General features: G+C 72.6%; 15 protein-coding genes. 5 read left to right on the top strand and 10 right to left on the bottom strand.

The features are described from left to right. Positions 1-23: 23 nt before the first annotated feature. Positions 24-1,061, bottom strand: coding sequence for a GTP 3',8-cyclase MoaA (gene moaA, locus B4K29_RS12835; RefSeq protein WP_286967580.1), 1,038 nt, complete (start codon positions 1,059-1,061; stop codon positions 24-26). Positions 1,062-1,117: 56 nt separating this feature from the next. Here moaA and B4K29_RS12830 point away from each other — a divergent pair, with 56 nt between their 5' ends. Together B4K29_RS12830 and B4K29_RS12825 are read left to right on the top strand one after the other, a co-directional pair. Next, positions 1,118-2,047, top strand: a complete 930-nt coding sequence (locus tag B4K29_RS12830; protein WP_286958720.1) for an SURF1 family protein — start codon at positions 1,118-1,120, stop codon at positions 2,045-2,047. Continuing rightward, positions 2,044-2,877: a class I SAM-dependent methyltransferase gene (locus tag B4K29_RS12825; RefSeq protein ID WP_286958721.1), complete on the top strand. Its 834-nt coding sequence runs from the start codon at positions 2,044-2,046 to the stop codon at positions 2,875-2,877. The genes B4K29_RS12830 and B4K29_RS12825 overlap by 4 nt, the downstream gene beginning before the upstream one ends. A gap of 31 nt (positions 2,878-2,908) precedes the next feature. Here the strand turns inward: B4K29_RS12825 and B4K29_RS12820 are convergent, their stop codons facing one another. The 6 genes from B4K29_RS12820 to B4K29_RS12795 form a co-directional block, all read right to left on the bottom strand. Further along, positions 2,909-4,777 carry an ABC transporter ATP-binding protein gene (locus B4K29_RS12820; RefSeq protein WP_286955565.1) on the bottom strand — a complete coding sequence of 623 codons (1,869 nt, stop codon included), beginning with the start codon at positions 4,775-4,777 and terminating at the stop codon, positions 2,909-2,911. A 114-nt stretch (positions 4,778-4,891) separates the two neighbouring features. Continuing rightward, the gene (locus B4K29_RS12815) at positions 4,892-5,671 is read right to left on the bottom strand and encodes an enoyl-CoA hydratase/isomerase family protein (protein WP_286955564.1); all 780 of its coding nucleotides are present in this window, start codon (positions 5,669-5,671) and stop codon (positions 4,892-4,894) included. 57 nt (positions 5,672-5,728) lie between these two features. Further along, on the bottom strand, positions 5,729-5,989 hold the full coding sequence (locus B4K29_RS12810) for a hypothetical protein (RefSeq protein WP_286967578.1): 261 nt from the start codon (positions 5,987-5,989) through the stop codon (positions 5,729-5,731). A 71-nt stretch (positions 5,990-6,060) separates the two neighbouring features. Next, on the bottom strand, positions 6,061-7,326 hold the full coding sequence (locus B4K29_RS12805) for a DUF480 domain-containing protein (RefSeq protein WP_286958723.1): 1,266 nt from the start codon (positions 7,324-7,326) through the stop codon (positions 6,061-6,063). Beyond that, positions 7,323-8,501 (bottom strand): NYN domain-containing protein, encoded by a 1,179-nt coding sequence (locus B4K29_RS12800; RefSeq protein WP_286958724.1) that lies wholly within the window; start codon positions 8,499-8,501, stop codon positions 7,323-7,325. Before B4K29_RS12800 ends, B4K29_RS12805 begins: the two co-directional genes overlap by 4 nt. A 69-nt stretch (positions 8,502-8,570) precedes the next feature. Continuing rightward, on the bottom strand, positions 8,571-10,169 hold the full coding sequence (locus tag B4K29_RS12795; protein ID WP_286955560.1) for an ABC-F family ATP-binding cassette domain-containing protein: 1,599 nt from the start codon (positions 10,167-10,169) through the stop codon (positions 8,571-8,573). A gap of 175 nt (positions 10,170-10,344) precedes the next feature. Between B4K29_RS12795 and ypfJ the strand changes: the two genes are divergently transcribed. Beyond that, entirely contained in the window at positions 10,345-11,271 is a 927-nt protein-coding gene (ypfJ, locus tag B4K29_RS12790; protein WP_029210061.1) for a KPN_02809 family neutral zinc metallopeptidase, read from the top strand. Between the two features lie 11 nt (positions 11,272-11,282). Here ypfJ and B4K29_RS12785 read toward each other — a convergent pair whose 3' ends face one another. Beyond that, a complete protein-coding gene (locus B4K29_RS12785; RefSeq protein WP_286967577.1) occupies positions 11,283-12,989 on the bottom strand; it encodes an alpha-glucosidase in 1,707 nt (568 codons plus the stop codon). Between the two features lie 36 nt (positions 12,990-13,025). Here B4K29_RS12785 and B4K29_RS12780 point away from each other — a divergent pair, with 36 nt between their 5' ends. Continuing rightward, the gene (locus B4K29_RS12780; RefSeq protein ID WP_019284814.1) at positions 13,026-13,643 is read left to right on the top strand and encodes an HAD family hydrolase; all 618 of its coding nucleotides are present in this window, start codon (positions 13,026-13,028) and stop codon (positions 13,641-13,643) included. Positions 13,644-13,739: 96 nt separating this feature from the next. Here the strand turns inward: B4K29_RS12780 and B4K29_RS12775 are convergent, their stop codons facing one another. Next, positions 13,740-15,287, bottom strand: a complete 1,548-nt coding sequence (locus B4K29_RS12775; protein ID WP_286967576.1) for a hypothetical protein — start codon at positions 15,285-15,287, stop codon at positions 13,740-13,742. A gap of 19 nt (positions 15,288-15,306) precedes the next feature. On the opposite strand from B4K29_RS12775, the gene B4K29_RS12770 reads away from it, so the two are divergent. Further along, positions 15,307-15,516: a hypothetical protein gene (locus B4K29_RS12770; RefSeq protein WP_286967574.1), complete on the top strand. Its 210-nt coding sequence runs from the start codon at positions 15,307-15,309 to the stop codon at positions 15,514-15,516. A gap of 87 nt (positions 15,517-15,603) precedes the next feature. Here the strand turns inward: B4K29_RS12770 and B4K29_RS12765 are convergent, their stop codons facing one another. Then, positions 15,604-16,455 (bottom strand): HNH endonuclease signature motif containing protein, encoded by an 852-nt coding sequence (locus B4K29_RS12765; protein WP_286967573.1) that lies wholly within the window; start codon positions 16,453-16,455, stop codon positions 15,604-15,606. Between the last annotated feature and the right edge of the window lie 193 nt (positions 16,456-16,648).

The raw sequence follows: 16,648 nt of genomic DNA, 5'->3' as shown, positions 1-16,648 counted from the left end.
TGACCGGTCGGCGGGGTGGGGGTTCAGCCGCCGATGGCGGACATGGGCCGGTCGGGCTGCTCGAAGTCGGGGTCGCCGATGCCGTGGCCGCGCCGCTTGACCCGCATCTCCCCCGTGATCAGCGCCGCGAGGTCGTCGTCGGAGGCGCCGTCGCGCATCGGGCCGCGCAGGTCGGTCTCGGTGCGGGAGAACAGGCAGTTGCGGACCTGACCGTCGGCGGTGAGCCGGGTGCGGTCGCAGTCGCCGCAGAACGGCCGCGTGACGCTGGCGATGATCCCGACGGTGGCCTGCTGCCCCTCGAGGTCCTCGTAGCCGACCACGTCGTAGAGCTCGGCCGGGGCGCTCCCCCGCGCCGTCTCCGGGCGGGCCCGCAGCTCGAACCGCTCCGACAACCGCGCGATCAGTTCCTCCGCGGTCACCATCTGCGCCCGTTCCCAGCCGTGCTGGGCGTCCAGGGGCATCTGCTCGATGAACCGCAGCCCGTAGCCCCGGTCCAGGCACCAGCCCAGCACGTCGGCGACGCCCTCGTCGTTGATGCCCCGCATGGCGACGGCGTTGACCTTGACGGGGGTCAGCCCCGCCGCGGCAGCGGCCGTCATACCGCCCTCGACGTCGGCCAGCCGGTCGCGGCGGGTGAGGTCGCGAAAGACCTGCTCGTCGATCGTGTCGAGGCTGACGTTGACGCGGTGCAGGCCGGCCTCCGCGAGGTCCGCGGCGACGCGGGCGAGGCCGACCCCGTTGGTGGTCATGGCGATCTGGGGGCGCGGCTCGAGGGCTGCGATGCGGCGCACCACGTCCACGATCGACCGGCGCAGCAGCGGCTCTCCCCCGGTCAGCCGGACCTTGGTGACCCCCAGCTCGACGAAGACGCGCACCAGTCGGACCAGCTCGTCGTCCGTCAGCATCTCGGGCTTGGGCATCCACGGCAGGCCCTCGGCGGGCATGCAGTAGGTGCAGCGAAGGTTGCACCGGTCGGTGACCGAGACCCGCAGATCCTGTGCGACGCGGCCGAATCCGTCGGCGAGCGCCGGGCGCACGCGGGGATCCGGCAGAGTCGTCATAGGCTCCACAGTAGGCGTCCGACGTGCCGCCACGGAATTACCACGGGAAGTATTCAGTGATCCAGACCCTCCGCAAGCCCCGGTGGCTCAAGGCCCTGGCCGGAGCCTTCGTCTTCATGCTCGCCTGCATCTGGCTCGGGCAGTGGCAGCTCGGGCGCTACGAGCACAAGCAGGCGACGGTCGCGGCGATCGACCGCAACTACGCGGCGGACCCGGTGCCGCTGCGGACCATCCTCCCGACGCCCACCAGCGGCGTCACCGAGGACACCCTGTGGCGGTCGGTGACGATGACCGGCACGTATGACGGCGCGGCCCCCCTCCTCGTGCGGAACCGTCCCCGCGCCGGGGACCGCGGCTACGAGGTCGTCTGGCCGTTGCGGCTGCCGGACGGGTCGACGCTGCTCGTGGACCGCGGCTGGCTCTCGGCCGGCAGCGGCGCGGCGGCGGACCTGCCGACGATCCCGCCGGCGCCCAAGGGTCAGGTCGCCGTGACCGGGTGGTTGCGGTGGGGCGAGCAGGACCTCGACAAGTCCCCGGCCAAGGGGCAGCTCGCGTCCATCAACTACACGGTGGCGCAGCGCGAGATCGGCGGGACGGTCAACCACGCCTACCTGGTGCTCGGGTCCGAGGGCTCGGTCAAGGCGGGCGACCCCTCGACCGGGCTCGCCGCGCCCAACGGCCCGGACCGCGACGAGGGCTGGAACAACGTCTCCTACTTCGGCCAGTGGTGGCTCTTCGGCCTCGTGGCGATCGGGATGGTCCTGTATGCCGCCCGCCGCGAGCACCTGGAGGAGCAGGCAGCGCGCGGCACCGGGGCAGACGGTGGGACCGACGGCGGGACCGGCGACAGGACGGGGAAGGTCGACGCGGTCGATGACGCGGTCGTGACGTCAGGATCGTCCCAGGTCAACCGGTCCGGACGCGCGCGGCAGACGAGGCCGCCGAAGCCCAAGAAGGTCCGGATCTGGGACGAGGAGGACGAATGAACGACGGGCGCGCGGCTGCTGACGAGCCTGGTGCCGAGCCTGCTGTCGATGGTGCCGACGGCAACGACGGCTCTGCCGCCGAGGCGAGGGCGCACCGGGAGCGGCTGGGGGCGACCTTTGCCGAGGGCGGGGCGCGCTATGCCTCGCTGCGGCCGGCGTATCCCCGCGAGGCGGTGGCCTGGGGCGTGGGGACGACCCCGTGCGACGTCGTCGACGTGAGCGCCGGCACCGGCAAGCTGACCGAGGTCATGCTCGGGCTCGGGCACCACGTGGTGGCCGTCGACCCCAGCGAGGACATGCTGGGGCCGCTGCGGGTGGCATACGGGCAGGTCGAGGCCAGGGTGGGCACGGGAGAGGCGACCGGTCTGCCGGACGCGTGCGCCGACGTGGTCACGTATGCCGCGGCGTGGCACTGGGTGGATCCGGAGGCGGCGTCGCGCGAGGCCGCGCGCCTGCTGCGACCCGGTGGACGGCTGATGCTCGTGTGGAACGTCATGGACCTGCGGGTGCCCTGGGTGGCGGGGCTCAACCAGACGATGCACTCGATGGAGGGCGGCTACGAGCCGCGGTCGGAGTCGGCGGCGCTCGTATCACGTGCGGCCTTCGGCGAGGGTGAGCACCACGACCATCCCTGGGGCTTCGAGACGACGGCGCGCGGCCTGGCCGGGCAGGTCACGACGCGGTCGTACTACCTGGCGCTGGACGCCGACCGCCGCGCGGAGCTGGCGAGGCGCGTGGCGGAGTACGTCGAGGCGCACTGCGGCGGGCTCGACGAGCGGCCGGTCACGGTGCCGCACGTGTGCGACGTCTACCGCTTCCCGCGCCTCTGACCGGACGCCGTCGCGATCGGTGCCGGCGGCGTCAGTCGGTGAACTGGGTGCGATAGAGCTCGGCGTAGAGCCCACCGCGCGCGAGGAGCTCGGCGTGGGTGCCCTGCTGGACGATGCGGCCGCCGTCGACGACGAGGATCAGGTCGGCGCCGCGCACGGTCGAGAGGCGGTGCGCGATGACCATGGCGGTGCGGCCGTGCAGCGCGCTGTCGAGGGCTCGCTGCACGGCGGCCTCGGACTCGCTGTCCAGGTGGGCGGTGGCCTCGTCCAGGATCACGAGGCCGGGGCCCTTGAGCAGCAGGCGGGCGATGGCGAGGCGCTGCTTCTCCCCACCGGAGAGGCGGTGGCCGCGGTCGCCGACCACCGTGTCCAGACCCTCCGGCAGGGACTCCACCAGCGAGGCGACCTGGGCCGCCCGCAGGGCGCGCCATACGTCGTCGTCGGTCACGCCGGGGCGGGCGTAGTCGAGGTTGGCGCGGATGGTGTCGTGGAAGAGGTGGGCCTCCTGGGTGACCATGCCGACGACGTCGTGCAGGGAGTCGAAGGACGCCTCGCGCAGGTCGATGCCCCCGATCCGCACGGTGCCCGTCGTGGGGTCGTAGAGACGGGCGACCAGCGACGTGATCGTCGTCTTGCCGGCGCCGCTGGGCCCGACGAGGGCGACCAGCTGGCCGGGCTCGACCCGGAACGAGACGCCTTGCAGGACAGGCCCGCCCGAGGCCCGGTCGCCCGTCGCGCCGCCCTGCTCGAGCGACTCCAGGGAGATCTCGTCGGCCGAGGGGTAGCGGAAGACGACGTCGTCGAGCTCCACCGACACCGCCTCGTCGGGGATGGCCCGCGGGTGCTCGACCTCGCGCACGAGGGGCTGCAGGTCGAGGACCTCGAAGACGCGCTCGAAGCTGACCAGGGCGGTCATGACGTCGACGCGGACGTTGGACAGCTGGGTGAGGGGGCCGTAGAGCCGGCTCAGCAGCGCCGCGAGGGCGAGCAGGGCGCCCACGGACAGCGAGCCGTCGATGGCCATGAGCCCGCCGATGCCGTAGACGACGGCCGTGGCCAGGGCCGCGACGAAGGTCAGCCCGGTGAAGAAGAACGTGCGGTTGAGCGCGATGCGGATGCCGATGTCGCGGACCTGGGCGGCGCGGTCGGCATACTGCTGCGACTCGTCCCGCGGGCGGCCGAACAGCTTGACCAGCAGGGCCCCGGCGACGTTGAACCGCTCGGTCATGCGTGTGCCCAGCTCGGCGTTGAGCCCCATCGACTCGTGCTGCAGCCCGGCCAGCCGGCGCCCCATCACCCGCGCGGGCAGCATGAAGACCGGGAGCAGGGCGAGGGCGGCGAGGGTGAGGACCCAGGACTTCGAGGCCATGGCGGCGACGATGAAGACGACCGACACGAGGTTGCTCACGGTCGTCGACAGGATCGAGGTGAACGCCGACTGCGCGCCGATGACGTCGGAGTTGAGCCGGGTGACGAGGGCGCCGGTCTGGGCGCGGGTGAAGAACGCGATCGGCTGGTCCAGGACGTGCCCGAACACCTGGGTGCGCAGGTCGTAGATGAGGCCCTCGCCGATGCGGGCCGAGAACCACCGCTGCACCAGGGCCAGCGCGGCGTCGACGAGGGCGAGGCCGGCGAGGACGATCGCGATGGTGATCACGACCGAGCGGTTGCCCGGGATGACGCCGTCGTCGACGACCTTGCCGAGCAGCAACGGGGTCGCGACCACGAGGGCCGCGTCGATGAGGATGAGGACGAGGAAGACAGCGATCTGGCCGCGGTAGCGGTCGGCGTAGCCGAGGACGCGACGGGCGGTGCCGGGCGCGAGGCGGCGGTCCTTGACCGAGGAGTCCTTGGTGAGGGACCGCATCATCTGCCAGTTGCCCATGCCGGGTCCGCTCATGCGCCGGTCCTCTCGTGTCGGTGGTCGGTCAGACCGGCGCCCGCCGGTCAGGTCTGGCGGCGGCCAGGTCCCCCTTGCTCGCAGCAATCGTCACAGCAGTCGTACCAGGTGTCCTCACTCCTGCCCCTGCGCCAGGGCCCCGAGCCGCCGGACCTGCGCCTCGCGCTCGTGCCGCAGCTGGTCCTGCGCCGATCCCTCGGTCGCGGACCGCAGCAGGGGCTTGAGCTCGCGCAGGGCGCCGGCCGGGGCCTCGAGCAGGGCCTGGACGAGGTCGTCGGTGGTGGCGTCGAGCTCGGCGCGCGGCACGGCCACGGTGGCCAGGCCGATCGCGGTCGCCTCGGCCGCCCCCACGAACCGCCCGGTGGCGCAGATCTCCAGCGCCCGAGCGTAGCCGACGCAGGCCACCAGCGGTCGCGTGCCCGCGAGGTCCGGCACCAGGCCGAGGCTCGTCTCCCGCATGGCCAGCTGGGCGTCGTCGGCGAGCACCCGCAGGTCGGCGGCCAGGGCCAGCTGGAACCCCGCCCCGATGGCGTGCCCCTGCACCGCTGCGACGACGACCTGCGGCATCTCCTGCCACACCCGGAACGCCCGCTGGAAGCCCGCGATCATCTCCGCCGTGTCGGCGGGAGCGCTCGTGGCGGTGGCCACGAGGTGCGGCTCGCCCGGCATACCGGCCGGGGAGAGCATGCCCCGGTGCAGCCCCGCGGAGAAGCTGGTGCCCTCGGCCCGCAGCACGACGACCCGTATGTCGTCGCCCACCGCCTCCCCCGCCGCCGCCAGGGCGCGCCACAGGGACGGTGTCTGCGCGTTGCGCTCCTCGGCGTTGGCCAGGGTGACGGTGAGGACCTGCCGGCTGTCGTCGACGGTGACGCGTAGGTGCGGGTGATCAGTCATGCCCAGACCCTAGCGCTGGCACCTGGCCACCTCGGTGGGATCTCAGCCGGCCGTCGGTCACTCGACGACGATCACGTCGACCTGCGAGCCGACGGCCCGGGCCACCCGTCGGTCGGCCGTCACCAGCGGGGCGGCCGCCGCCCCCGCCGCAACGACGACGAACGCCGCGGCGTACGGGGTCACGTCGTGACGGAGCGGCCACACGGCCGAAGCCAGGGGCGGCAGGTCGACGTAGGTGATGGGGAGGGCACGCAGCCGATCGACGGCCGCGCCGGCTCGGGCCGCGGGCAGCTGGCCACTCGCCGACCATCCGCGCACGACGGACAGGAGCTCGATCGCGAGCAGCTGCGGCGCCAGGAGGTGGGTCAGAGGGTCAGAGGGTCAGAGGGTCAGGTGCGGCGGGCGAGGACGTAGAGGCGGTCGGTGCCGACCTCCACGTCGGCCAGCGGGCCTCGCACATAGCGCTCCTCGACGCGCAGCCCGGCGGCCTGCACCGCCGCGAGGACACGGCCCGGGTCGTGGAGCGCGAAGTCCAGGTCGACCGGGTGGCCCCACCACTCGTCGTGGTGGCGCACCTCGACGCCCACGTGGGTCGCGAGGGCGAGCAGCCCGCCGGGACGCAGGGTCCGGGCCAGGCCGCCGAGGGCGTCCGGCAGCTCGGAGGGCGCGAGGTGGACGAGGGAGTACCACGCCACGACGGCGGCCCAGCCGTCGGCGGCCGGCGGGCGCAGGACGCGCCTGAGGTCGCCGACGTCGAAGGTCAGGTCGGGGTGCGCGTCCCGGGCCAGCTCGACCATGCGCGGCGAGACGTCCAGCCCGTGGGCCTGCGCGCCGGCCACGGCGAGGGCCGCGGTGACGTGCCCCGGGCCGCAGCCGACGTCGAGCACCGGTCCGCCGTCGGCCTCCTCGCCGATGCGCGCCAGCAGCCAGCGGTCGAACGGCTTGTGGGCGAGCTCGTCGGAGAGCTCGCGCGCGTAGTCCTCCGCGACGTCATCGTAGGCGGCGAGCACGCGTGCGTCCCGCGCCTCGCGGCCGTCCCGCAGGACCACCTCCAGGTCGACCGCGGCCTGGGCCGGGCCCGCGGTCCCGCGACCGCTCCCCCGTATGGCGTCGTCCCCGGGCGAGCTCGGGGGCGTGGCTACAGCGGTGGGGGCCGGGCCCAGCAGGTGCGTCCACCGCGGGTCGTGCTGCCCCGGCCGACGCTCCAGCTGGGCGACGAGCGGCTCGGGCCGGCGGGACAGTCGCGCGAGGCACTCCTCCACCTCCGTGCGGTCGGCGAAGGGGTGCAGGCGCTCGGTGCGGGTCCGCAGCTCGCCCGCCGCCTGCGGCCCGCGCAGCAGCAGGACCGTGACGAGGGCGCGCTCGTCCGGGGCGAGCCCGTGCACCTCGCTCAGCAGCTCGTGGTGCTTCAGGGTGCGGGAGCCCTTGCCGGCCCAGACGACCCGCACCAGCCCGCGGCCCTTGAGCTCGCGGATCCGCTCCTCGAGGGTCGGGTCGTCGTAGTCGGTCACGGGGTCGCGGCTGCTCGACTGGTTGCAGGCGCCGCGCAGCGCGTTGAGGGTCAGCGGGTAGCCGGCGGGGACGGTGACCTGCTTCTCGAGCAGGCTGCCGAGGATGCGCTGGTCCAGGGCGTCGAGGGTGGGCAGCTCGGTCATGAGGTCGTCCTCCCGACCAGCTCCTCGGCGACGTCCCAGAAGCGGTGCCTCAGGGTGAGCCGGTCGGACTCGATGATCTCGTAGACGCCGAGCCGGGCGGACAGGTCCATGAGCAGCGCCCGGTCGACGTCGGAGGGGATGGTCGGCCGCCCCGCGAACAACGCCTGGTGCTGGGCCTCGGTGGCGGAGGCGCGCCAGGTGCGGATGACGCTGCGGCATACCTCCTCGATCTGCTCCGGGGTCGCCTCCAGGGGCGCGGGGAGGTGCGGCTCGGAGGACCGCCCCGTGGTCGAGGAGTAGACGAGGGACGAGCGGGCCACGTCGGGGGACGCCGCTCGCGAAGGCGTCGGGGACGTGGGGGACGTCGGAGACGTCGAAGACATCGGAGAGGCCGTGGACGTCGAGGAGCTCGAGGACGTGGAGGTGTGGCTCGGAGCTGTCCCGCCGGCGGGCCGGGGGCGCGCGGCGAGGTCGGCCGGCGAGGGGCAGGGGGCCTCCGTCGCGGCGGCGACCTGGTCGGGGACGTGACCAGGGCCGGGGATCGGGCCGGGGGTCGGATCATGGATCGGATCAAGGATCGGATCAAGGACCGGCCCCGCGGCCGCCGGTCGGGGCTCGAACGGCGGGGCCCGATGGACGGTGTCGTCGATCGCGGCGGTGTCCACGAGGATCAGGCCGTCGGCCTCGCGCTGCAGGTGCCGGGCCACCGCGTGCGGGCGACCCTCCGCGTCCGGCACCCCGACGAGGATGACCTGCACCCCGTGCCCCTGGGCCTCCTCGACGGCCTCGGTCAGGTCGTCGTCACCGCAGAGGAGATACATCACGTCGACGATCCGGTTGCGGGCGTGCGTCACCAGGTCCAGGCCGAGGCGCAGGTCGACGCCCTTCTGCTCTCCCGCCGGCGACAGCCGCCCGAGCCGCAGCTTGACCCGCGGCAGCATGCCGATGGCGAGCTGCGACGAGCTGGGGGCGCCGTTGACGTTCCCGCCGGAGTCGTACCAGTTGACGCGCAGGAGCGGGAGCCCGCTGTCGTCCTCGACCTGCGCCAGCAACCGCTCGATGAGCGCCTGGTGGTCGACGCGGACGCCTCCCCGCAGCGAGGTGCCGGTGACGCGCGTCGCGCTGGAGGAGAGCAGGTAGCCGGCGTCGACATACAGGGCGCAGTAGGAACGCATGTCCCCGATGGTCGCAGGCCCGGCGGTCGACCGCACGGACCGGGCCGACGCGCGCGAGCCGCCCTCGGCTCAGGCGAGGGAGATGAGCTCGAGGTACTCCGGGCCCCAGAGGTCCTCGACGCCGTCGGGCAGGACGAGCACCCGCTCGGGCTCGAGCGCCTCGACGGCGCCCTCGTCGTGGGACACGAGCACCACGGCTCCGGTGAACGTCCGCAGGGCCCCGAGGATCTCCTCGCGGGAGGCCGGGTCGAGGTTGTTGGTGGGCTCGTCGAGGAGCAGGACGTTGGCGCTGGACACGACGAGGAGGGCCAGGGACAGGCGGGTCTTCTCGCCACCGGACAGGACGCCCGCGGGCTTGTCGACGTCCTCGCCGCTGAACAGGAAGGACCCGAGGACCTTGCGGACGTCGGTCTCGCCGAGGTCGGGGGCGGCGGACTTCATGTTCTCCAGGACGGTGCGGGAGGTGTCGAGGTTCTCGTGCTCCTGGGCGTAGTAGCCGATCTTGAGGCCGTGCCCGGGCAGGATCTCCCCCGTGTCCGCCTCGTCGACCCCCGCGAGCATGCGCAGCAGCGTGGTCTTGCCGGCGCCGTTGAGGCCGAGGACGACGACCTTGGACCCGCGGTCGATGGCCAGGTCGACGTCGGTGAACACCTCGAGCGAGCCGTAGCTGCGGGACAGGCCCCGGGCCATCAGCGGCGTCTTGCCGCAGGGCGAGGGGTCGGGGAAGCGCAGGTGAGCGACCTTGTCCTGCTGCCGCTCCCCCTCCAGGCCGCTCAGCATCCGCTCCGCGCGGCGGGCCATGTTGTGGGCGGCGGTCGCCTTGGTCGCCTTGGCGCCCATCTTGGCGGCCTGGGTCAGGAGGGTCGAGGCCTTCTTCTCGACGTTGGCGCGCTCGCGCTTGCGGCGCTTCTCGTCGGTCTCGCGCTGGGCGAGGTAGGCCTTCCAGCCGAGGGAGTACTGGTCGATCGCGGCGCGGTTGGCGTCGAGGTGGAACACCTTGTTGACCACCTGGTCGAGCAGGTCGACGTCGTGACTGATCACGATAAGCCCGCCCTTGTAGCCCTTGAGGTAGTCGCGCAGCCAGATGATCGAGTCGGCGTCGAGGTGGTTGGTCGGCTCGTCGAGCAGCAGGGTCTCGTTGCCGGAGAACAGGATCCGCGACAGCTCCACGCGGCGGCGCTGGCCACCGGACAGGGTCAACAGGGGCTGCCCGAGGATGCGCTGGTCCAGGCCGAGGGCCGACGCGATGGTGGCGGCCTCGGACTCCGCGGCATACCCACCCGCGGCCTCGAAGCGCGCCTGCAGCTTGGGATAGCGCTCCATCGCGGCCTCGTGCGTCTCGACGTCGGCGCTGGCCATCGCCCCCTCCGTCTCGCGGAGCTTGCGCACGAGCTCGTCGAGCCCCCGCGCGGAGAGGATGCGGTCGCGAGCCAGGACGGTGAGGTCGCCGGTGCGGGGGTCCTGCGGGAGGTAGCCCACCGTGCCGGAGCGGGTCACGGATCCGGCCGCCGGCTGCCCCTCCCCCGCCAGCACCTTGGTGAGCGTGGTCTTGCCGGCGCCGTTGCGACCGACCAGGCCGATCCGGTCCCCGGCACCCACGCGGAACGAGGCGCTCTCGATGAGGATGCGGGCACCGGCCCGCAGCTCGATGTCGGTCGCGGCGATCACGTGGCAGGGCCCCTCGGGATAGGTGGTGCGGTGGTGGGTATCAGGTCGGCGGTGAACCGCCCCCGAACGCCCCGTCTCCGCGGGGCAACCGGGTTAGTCTACGGGCAGGTTTCGGCCCGCCCCCAACGCGATCCCCCACGTCAGGGCGGCGGACGATCACGAGTCAGGAGCAAGGATGAGCTTTAACGAGGGATCCCAGCTCGACACCTCCGGCGTCGACTCGGGCAGCGGCGGCGGGGGCATGAGCCCGGGCGGCATGATCATCGGCGGTGGCGGTGGCCTCGGTCTGCTGGGTCTGATCGTCGTGCTGCTGCTCAACATGTGCGGCGGCGCCAACATCGATCCCGGCTCGATGGGTGCCCAGCCCGGCCCCCAGCAGACCCAGGCGTCCGGCAGCGACGACGCCTTCGCCAAGTGCAAGACCGGCGCCGACGCCAACAACGACGTGCAGTGCCGCGTCATCGGCACCAAGAACTCAGTCGAGGCGTACTGGAAGAAGGTCCTGCCCGAGCAGGCCGGCCGCAACTACACGACCGCCAACATGAGCCTCTACAACGGTCGCACCCAGTCGGCGTGCGGCACGGCGTCCAACCAGGTCGGGCCCTTCTACTGCCCGTCGGACCGCAAGGTCTACATCGACGCGTCCTTCTTCAACACGCTCACCCGCGACTTCGGCGCCGACAGCGGAGCCCTGGCGCAGGAGTACGTCGTGGCGCACGAGTACGGCCACCACATCCAGAACCAGCTCGGCCTGCTGCAGAAGGCCCAGCAGGACCCCCAGGGTCCGCAGTCCGGCGGCGTCCGCGTCGAGCTCATGGCCGACTGCCTCGCGGGGATGTGGGCCAAGGACGCCTCGACCGTGCCCGGTGCCAACGGTCAGCCCTTCCTGAAGCCGCTGACGCAGGACGACATCGACTCGGCCCTGTCCGCGGCCAAGTCGGTCGGTGATGACAACATCCAGTCCAAGATGGGCTCCGGCCAGGTCAACCCCGAGTCCTGGACGCACGGCTCGTCCGAGGCCCGCCAGCGCTGGTTCATGACCGGCTACACCAAGGGCAGCCTGCAGGCCTGCAACACCTTCGCGGTCGACCGGGTGGAGTGACCCGGGGAGCCTCAGCGGACCTCGCGGCGCAGGACGACTGACTCCCACCCCGCGAGGGTGGCGGACCCGTCGGGGTCACGCACGAGGGCCTCGGCGCTCGTGGCCAGCACCGGGTCCAGGTCCTCGAGGTCGCCCCACCCTTCGAGCAGCTCGGCCGGGACGCGCAGCGGCGCGCGCGTGAACGACGCCAGGACGAGCAGCTGCGCGCCGTCATACGACCGCGAGTAGGCCCACAGGTCAGGGTGATCCATGGCCAGCGGCTCGATCGACCCGTGCGCGACCAGGGGGTCGGCGTGGCGCAGGGCGATCAGGCGCTGGTAGTGCGCGAAGACCGAGGTGGGGTCGTCGACCTGCGCCGCCGCGTTGATCTCGGTGTAGCCGGGGTTGGCCTCGATCCACGGCGTCCCGGTCGTGAAGCCGGCGTGCGGCGAGTCGTCCCACTGCATCGGGGTGCGGGCGTTGTCGCGGCCCTTGTAGCGCAGCCCCTCGAGGAGCGCCTCGGGGTCGGCGTGCCCGTGCTGGGTCGCCTCGAAGTAGTTGAGCGACTCGATGTCGCGGAAGTCGGCGATGGTCGCGAAGGGGCTGTTGGTCATGCCCAGCTCCTCGCCCTGGTAGATGTACGGCGTGCCCCGGAGCAGGTGCAGGACGGTGGCCAGCGTCTTGGCGGACCGCTCCCGCCATACGGGATCGTCGTCCCCGAACCGGGAGACGGCGCGGGGCTGGTCGTGGTTGTCCCAGTAGAGCGAGTTCCAGCCGGTCTCGGCGAGGCCCACCTGCCAGCGCATGAGGGACTCGCGCAGCCGCGCCATGTCGAGCGGCTGCACGTCGAACTTGCCGCCCGGTCCACCGTCGAGGTCGACGTGCTCGAACTGGAAGACCATGTCGACCTCGGCGTTGGCGGGATCGGTGTAGGACCGGGCCTGCTCGACGGTCACCCCCGGCATCTCCCCCACCGTCAGGTAGGCGTCCGGGTGCGCGGCGAAGACCTCCCGGTTCATCTCCCGCAGGAACTCCTCCAGGCGGGGGCCGCACGCGACGAGCGGGAAGCCGTTGCCGAAGGGCTCGCCCGGCGCCTGCTCGCCGTCCGGCAGGCCGGGCACCTTGGAGATCAGGTTGATGACGTCCATCCGGAAGCCGTCGACGCCCCGGGCGAGCCACCACCGCATCATCGCGTAGACCGCCTCGCGGACCTGCGGGTTCTCCCAGTTGAGGTCCGGCTGCTTGCGGCTGAACAGGTGCAGGTAGTACTGACCCGTCGCCTCGTCCAGCTCCCAGGCCGACCCGGAGAAGAAGGACTCCCAGTTGTTGGGCTCGTCGCGCCAAACGTACCAGTCGCGCTTGTCCGAGTGGCGGCTCGAGCGTGCCTCCTGGAACCACGGGTGCTCGTCGCTCGTGTGGTTGACCACCAGGTCCATGAGCAGCCGTATGCCGCGCTCGTGGGCCGCCGCGATCAGCTCGTCCAGGTCCGCCAACGTCCCGAACACCGGGTCGACGTCCTGGTAGTCGCTGATGTCGTAGCCGTTGTCGTCCATGGGCGAGCGGTAGACGGGGCTGAGCCACAGGACGTCGACGCCCAGGCGCTGCAGGTGGTCGAGCCGGCCGATGACGCCGCGCAGGTCACCCACGCCGTCGCCGTCGCTGTCGGCGAAGCTGCGGGGATAGATCTGGTAGACCACGGCCGAGGCCCACCAGTCGCGGGGCAGGTCGGTCTGCAGCATGCGTCCTCCGTCGGTCGGGTGCGAGAGGATCAGGGTATGACGACCCGCACCGTCGGCTTCGACCTCGACCAGACCCTGGTGGACTCCACCGAACGCATCGTGGAGTCCTTCCGCTCGGCGTTCCGCACCATGCGGATCGCCGACGTCCAGCCCACCGCGTTCACACCGTGGTTCGGCTACCCGCTGGAGGAGATCCTGCAGCGCGTGGCCCCCGGCACCGACCCCGCCGAGTTCGTGCCGCTCTACCGGCGCGCGTACGACGAGGAGCGGCCGGGCGAGGCCGGGCCGATGCCCGGGGCGCGCGACGCCCTGGAATGGCTGCGCGACAACGGGTTCCGGACGGTGGTCGTGTCCGCCAAGCACCACCCCGTCGTCGACGTGGCGCTGGTCGACGCGGGCCTGCGCGACCTGGTGGACGCGTACTACGGCGACCACTTCGGGGAGCAGAAGGCCATCCCGTTGCGCGAGGAGGACGCGGCGTTCTACGTCGGCGACCACGTGGCCGACATGCACGCCGCATCGCTCGCGGGGGTCCTGGGCATCGCCGTCGTGTCCGGGGCCCACGACACCCGAGCGCTGCGGGAGGCGGGAGCGGCGAGCGTCATACCGAGCCTCGCCGCCCTGCCCGCCACCATCGAGCGCCTGCTGGACTGACCCGCTGGCTCCCCCCTGCTGGGGTCAGCGGGTCAGGGCTGCGGCCGGTGAGGGGGCGTGGCGGACTCAGCCAGTGACGGTTCAGCCACTGACAGGTCAGCCGGTGACCAGGTCCACCGCCCGGATGTCGAGGCTGCTCGAGGCCCTCCCACCGGTGAGGTCGATGCCGGTGACGGTCGACGCAGTCACGGAGCGCGGCATCATCAGGCGGACCGTGCCGATCGCGTAGGTGCCGTTGGCGTCCGCGCCGGCGCGGTTGCGCAGCGCCGGGTGGTTGGCCGGGACGTCGATGACGGTGGGGCGCCCGGACGCGGTGCGGACGGTCACCCGCAGCGGGGAGCCGGCGCGTCGGTCGGCCCGATCGTCGTTGGGGCTCAGCTGCAGGACGAGCTCGCGCACACCCCTGGTCCTGGCGGCCACCCGCACGCCACCGGAGGGGGTGACGGTGACGCGAGCGACGCGGCTCGCGTTCTGGACGTCTCCGCGCTGCGGCTCGGGGCAGGCGTTGGCGGGCTTGGCAGGATTCATCGGGTCGACGTACAGGCAGGGCCGCACCGAGCCGCCGCGGCCGATCGGGCGCATCGAGCCGCGCATCCCGCCGAGGTAGGCGTTGACGCGGGGAGCGTTGGTGACCGCCAGCCAGCGAGCGGGCAGGCCACCGAGGGTGGCGGGGAGGGGGGCGGCGGCCGTCATGGGTAGCGTCGTGCGCGTGCGGCGCACGGTGGCGTCGAGCCACAGGCGGGCGGCCGAGCTGAGGAAGCGCTCGTGCGCCGCCGGTCCCGGGCAGGTGGCGTCGCACCCGGCACGGTCGTCGAGTCGCGTGGAGGACAGGGCGCGGTTGACGTAGTTGTGACCGAGACCGGGCACCACGCTCATCAGGGCCGGGGTGCGACGGCTCGCGCCGGCGTGCTGCGTGAGCCAGAGCTGGCCCGTGAACTTCGTGTCCTTGCCCCGGTCACCCACGATCCCGAGGAACGGGACGTCCGGGATCATCGGTGTGAACCGCCCGTGGTCGTCGGGGGCGTCGAACGCGCCGCCGTAGGCCATGACCGAGACGATCGGGGAGCTGCTGCGCGACCAGGCCTGCACCAGCGGGCCGGCAACGTAGGCCGAGCGGGAGTGGACGATCAAGGCGGTGCGACGGGCATCGATGGCGCCGTTCAGCCCCTTGCCGAAAGCGGTCGCGCGCCCCGCGCTGGCGGCCACCGTCTCGTCGCGCAGCCGCCCCACGATCGTGCGGTAGCCGGCCTGCTGGTCGTAGGGCTGGGCCATGCCGATGCCGATGAACAGCGGTGCCAGGTCAGGGATGAGCACGCTGTAGCCCTGCTTGGCGAGCGACTCCCCCAGGTAGGTCATGCCGCGGTCGTATCGCACGTCCTTGCCTGGGCACGGGAAGGCGCTGACGTCATCGGCGCAGCCGGGCGAGCGGAGGTGGGACATGATCACCAGGGGCGCGTTGGCGCGCGGACGGTCCGGGGTCACCAGGACGCCGCGGACCGGGGACCGGAACTGTCCCTTGCGCTTGCCCAGCTCCACGTCACCCAGGTCGACGTCCCGGATGACCGCACCGGCCCGCCGGACGGTGGTGGTGGCGGCGCGCTTGCGGTTGACGGGCGAGTGCGGGCCGTCGTTCTCCCCATCCACAGACGGCGACGTGGATGCCGTGGATCTCACGGTTGAGAGGCGCGGGGTTCGGTCCTGCTCGACCTGGGACGAGGCCTGGGCCACGGGTGCGGCAGCGACCGTGCCCGCGAGCAGGGTCGCGACGACGCACGAGGACACCAAGGCGGAGGACGCGATCGATCGCGTCGAGGTGGACCGACGCGACGCGGAGGTGTCGGACGACGACATGGCAGGGGCCTTTCAGGGGTGAGTGGTGCGTGGAGCGCGGTTGCACCCCCTTAGACGCCGCACGCACCTGCATGGTTGGTGGACGTCACCTGTGAATCCCGACCTCGCCTCAGGCTGCCAGCGTCAGGACGACGATGAAGCCGCGAGCGCGGAGCGTGCGCAACCTCTCGAGGTCGAGGTGTCGCCATGTCGCCAGATCAGGAACGAGAAGCCCGGGCAGACTCCCTTGCGGCTCTTCGCCGCCGGACCACTCGTCCAGCCCGGCTGCTGGACGGACCTCAGCGGCAGCACGATCGGCGGGGTCGGCGTCCCGGTGCTCGTGCGCGCCGCCCTCGAGGCGCTGTCCCGTGCGGGTCGTCACGTGGAGCCTGCCCTCACCGTCGAGCCGGTAGTCCCAGTGGCCCCGGGTCTTGAGCTGGTGGTGGTAGCGGCACAGGGCCACGAGGTTGGCCGGGCTCGTGGGGCCCGTGGGGTAGGGGGTCACGTGGTCGAGGTCGCACGCCTGGGCGGGGCGGGTGCAGCCGGGTGCGCGGCAGGTGAGGTCGCGGGCCACGACGTCGTCGCGCATCGTCGGTGTGGGGTGGTAGGAGACCGTGCGGCGGTCGTAGAGGATGCCCGTCACGGGGTCGTGGACAAGCCGGTGCCACCTGCTGTCGGTGCGCAGGGCGATCTCGCGCGCGGTCTTGGCAGGGATCGGACCGATGCCATCCAGGTATCCCGGGTCGTCGCGCAGGCCGAGCAGGGTCAGCAGGTCGACCCGCACGTCGACGTGGGCAGGGGCACGCAGGTCAGCCAGCGCCGCGGCGGTGCGGGCGATCTGCTCGGCCGCAGCCTGTGCGGCACGCGCGCGCTCGCTGTCCGCGGCGGCCAGCTCCTCCTGCTGATGCAGCTCGGAGGCGACCTGCTCCTCGTGGTCGCGGAGGATGAGGTCGGCGAACGGCGATCCGGGGTCTGGGTGCACCCACGGGTCCGGAGCCGCAGGGGTGACGTCGGCACCCGAGCTGCGCGCTGCGGCAACCACATCGGGGGCCGACCTGGCCGCCACGGTGCCGAGATCGCCACCCCCGGGTCCAGCTGCCCACGGCCGATCGGCTCCCTGCGGCGCGGGTGCGCCGGACGTGGGTGGGAAAAGGGGCTCTTCCGACCTGAGTGTG

Origin of the sequence: Arsenicicoccus sp. UBA6765 (assembly GCF_002453335.1) — a bacterium.
Taxonomy (GTDB): domain Bacteria; phylum Actinomycetota; class Actinomycetes; order Actinomycetales; family Dermatophilaceae; genus Arsenicicoccus; species Arsenicicoccus bolidensis.
The sequence above is the reverse complement of the archived record's forward strand: the minus strand, read 5'-3'. Positions and strand labels throughout refer to the sequence as shown.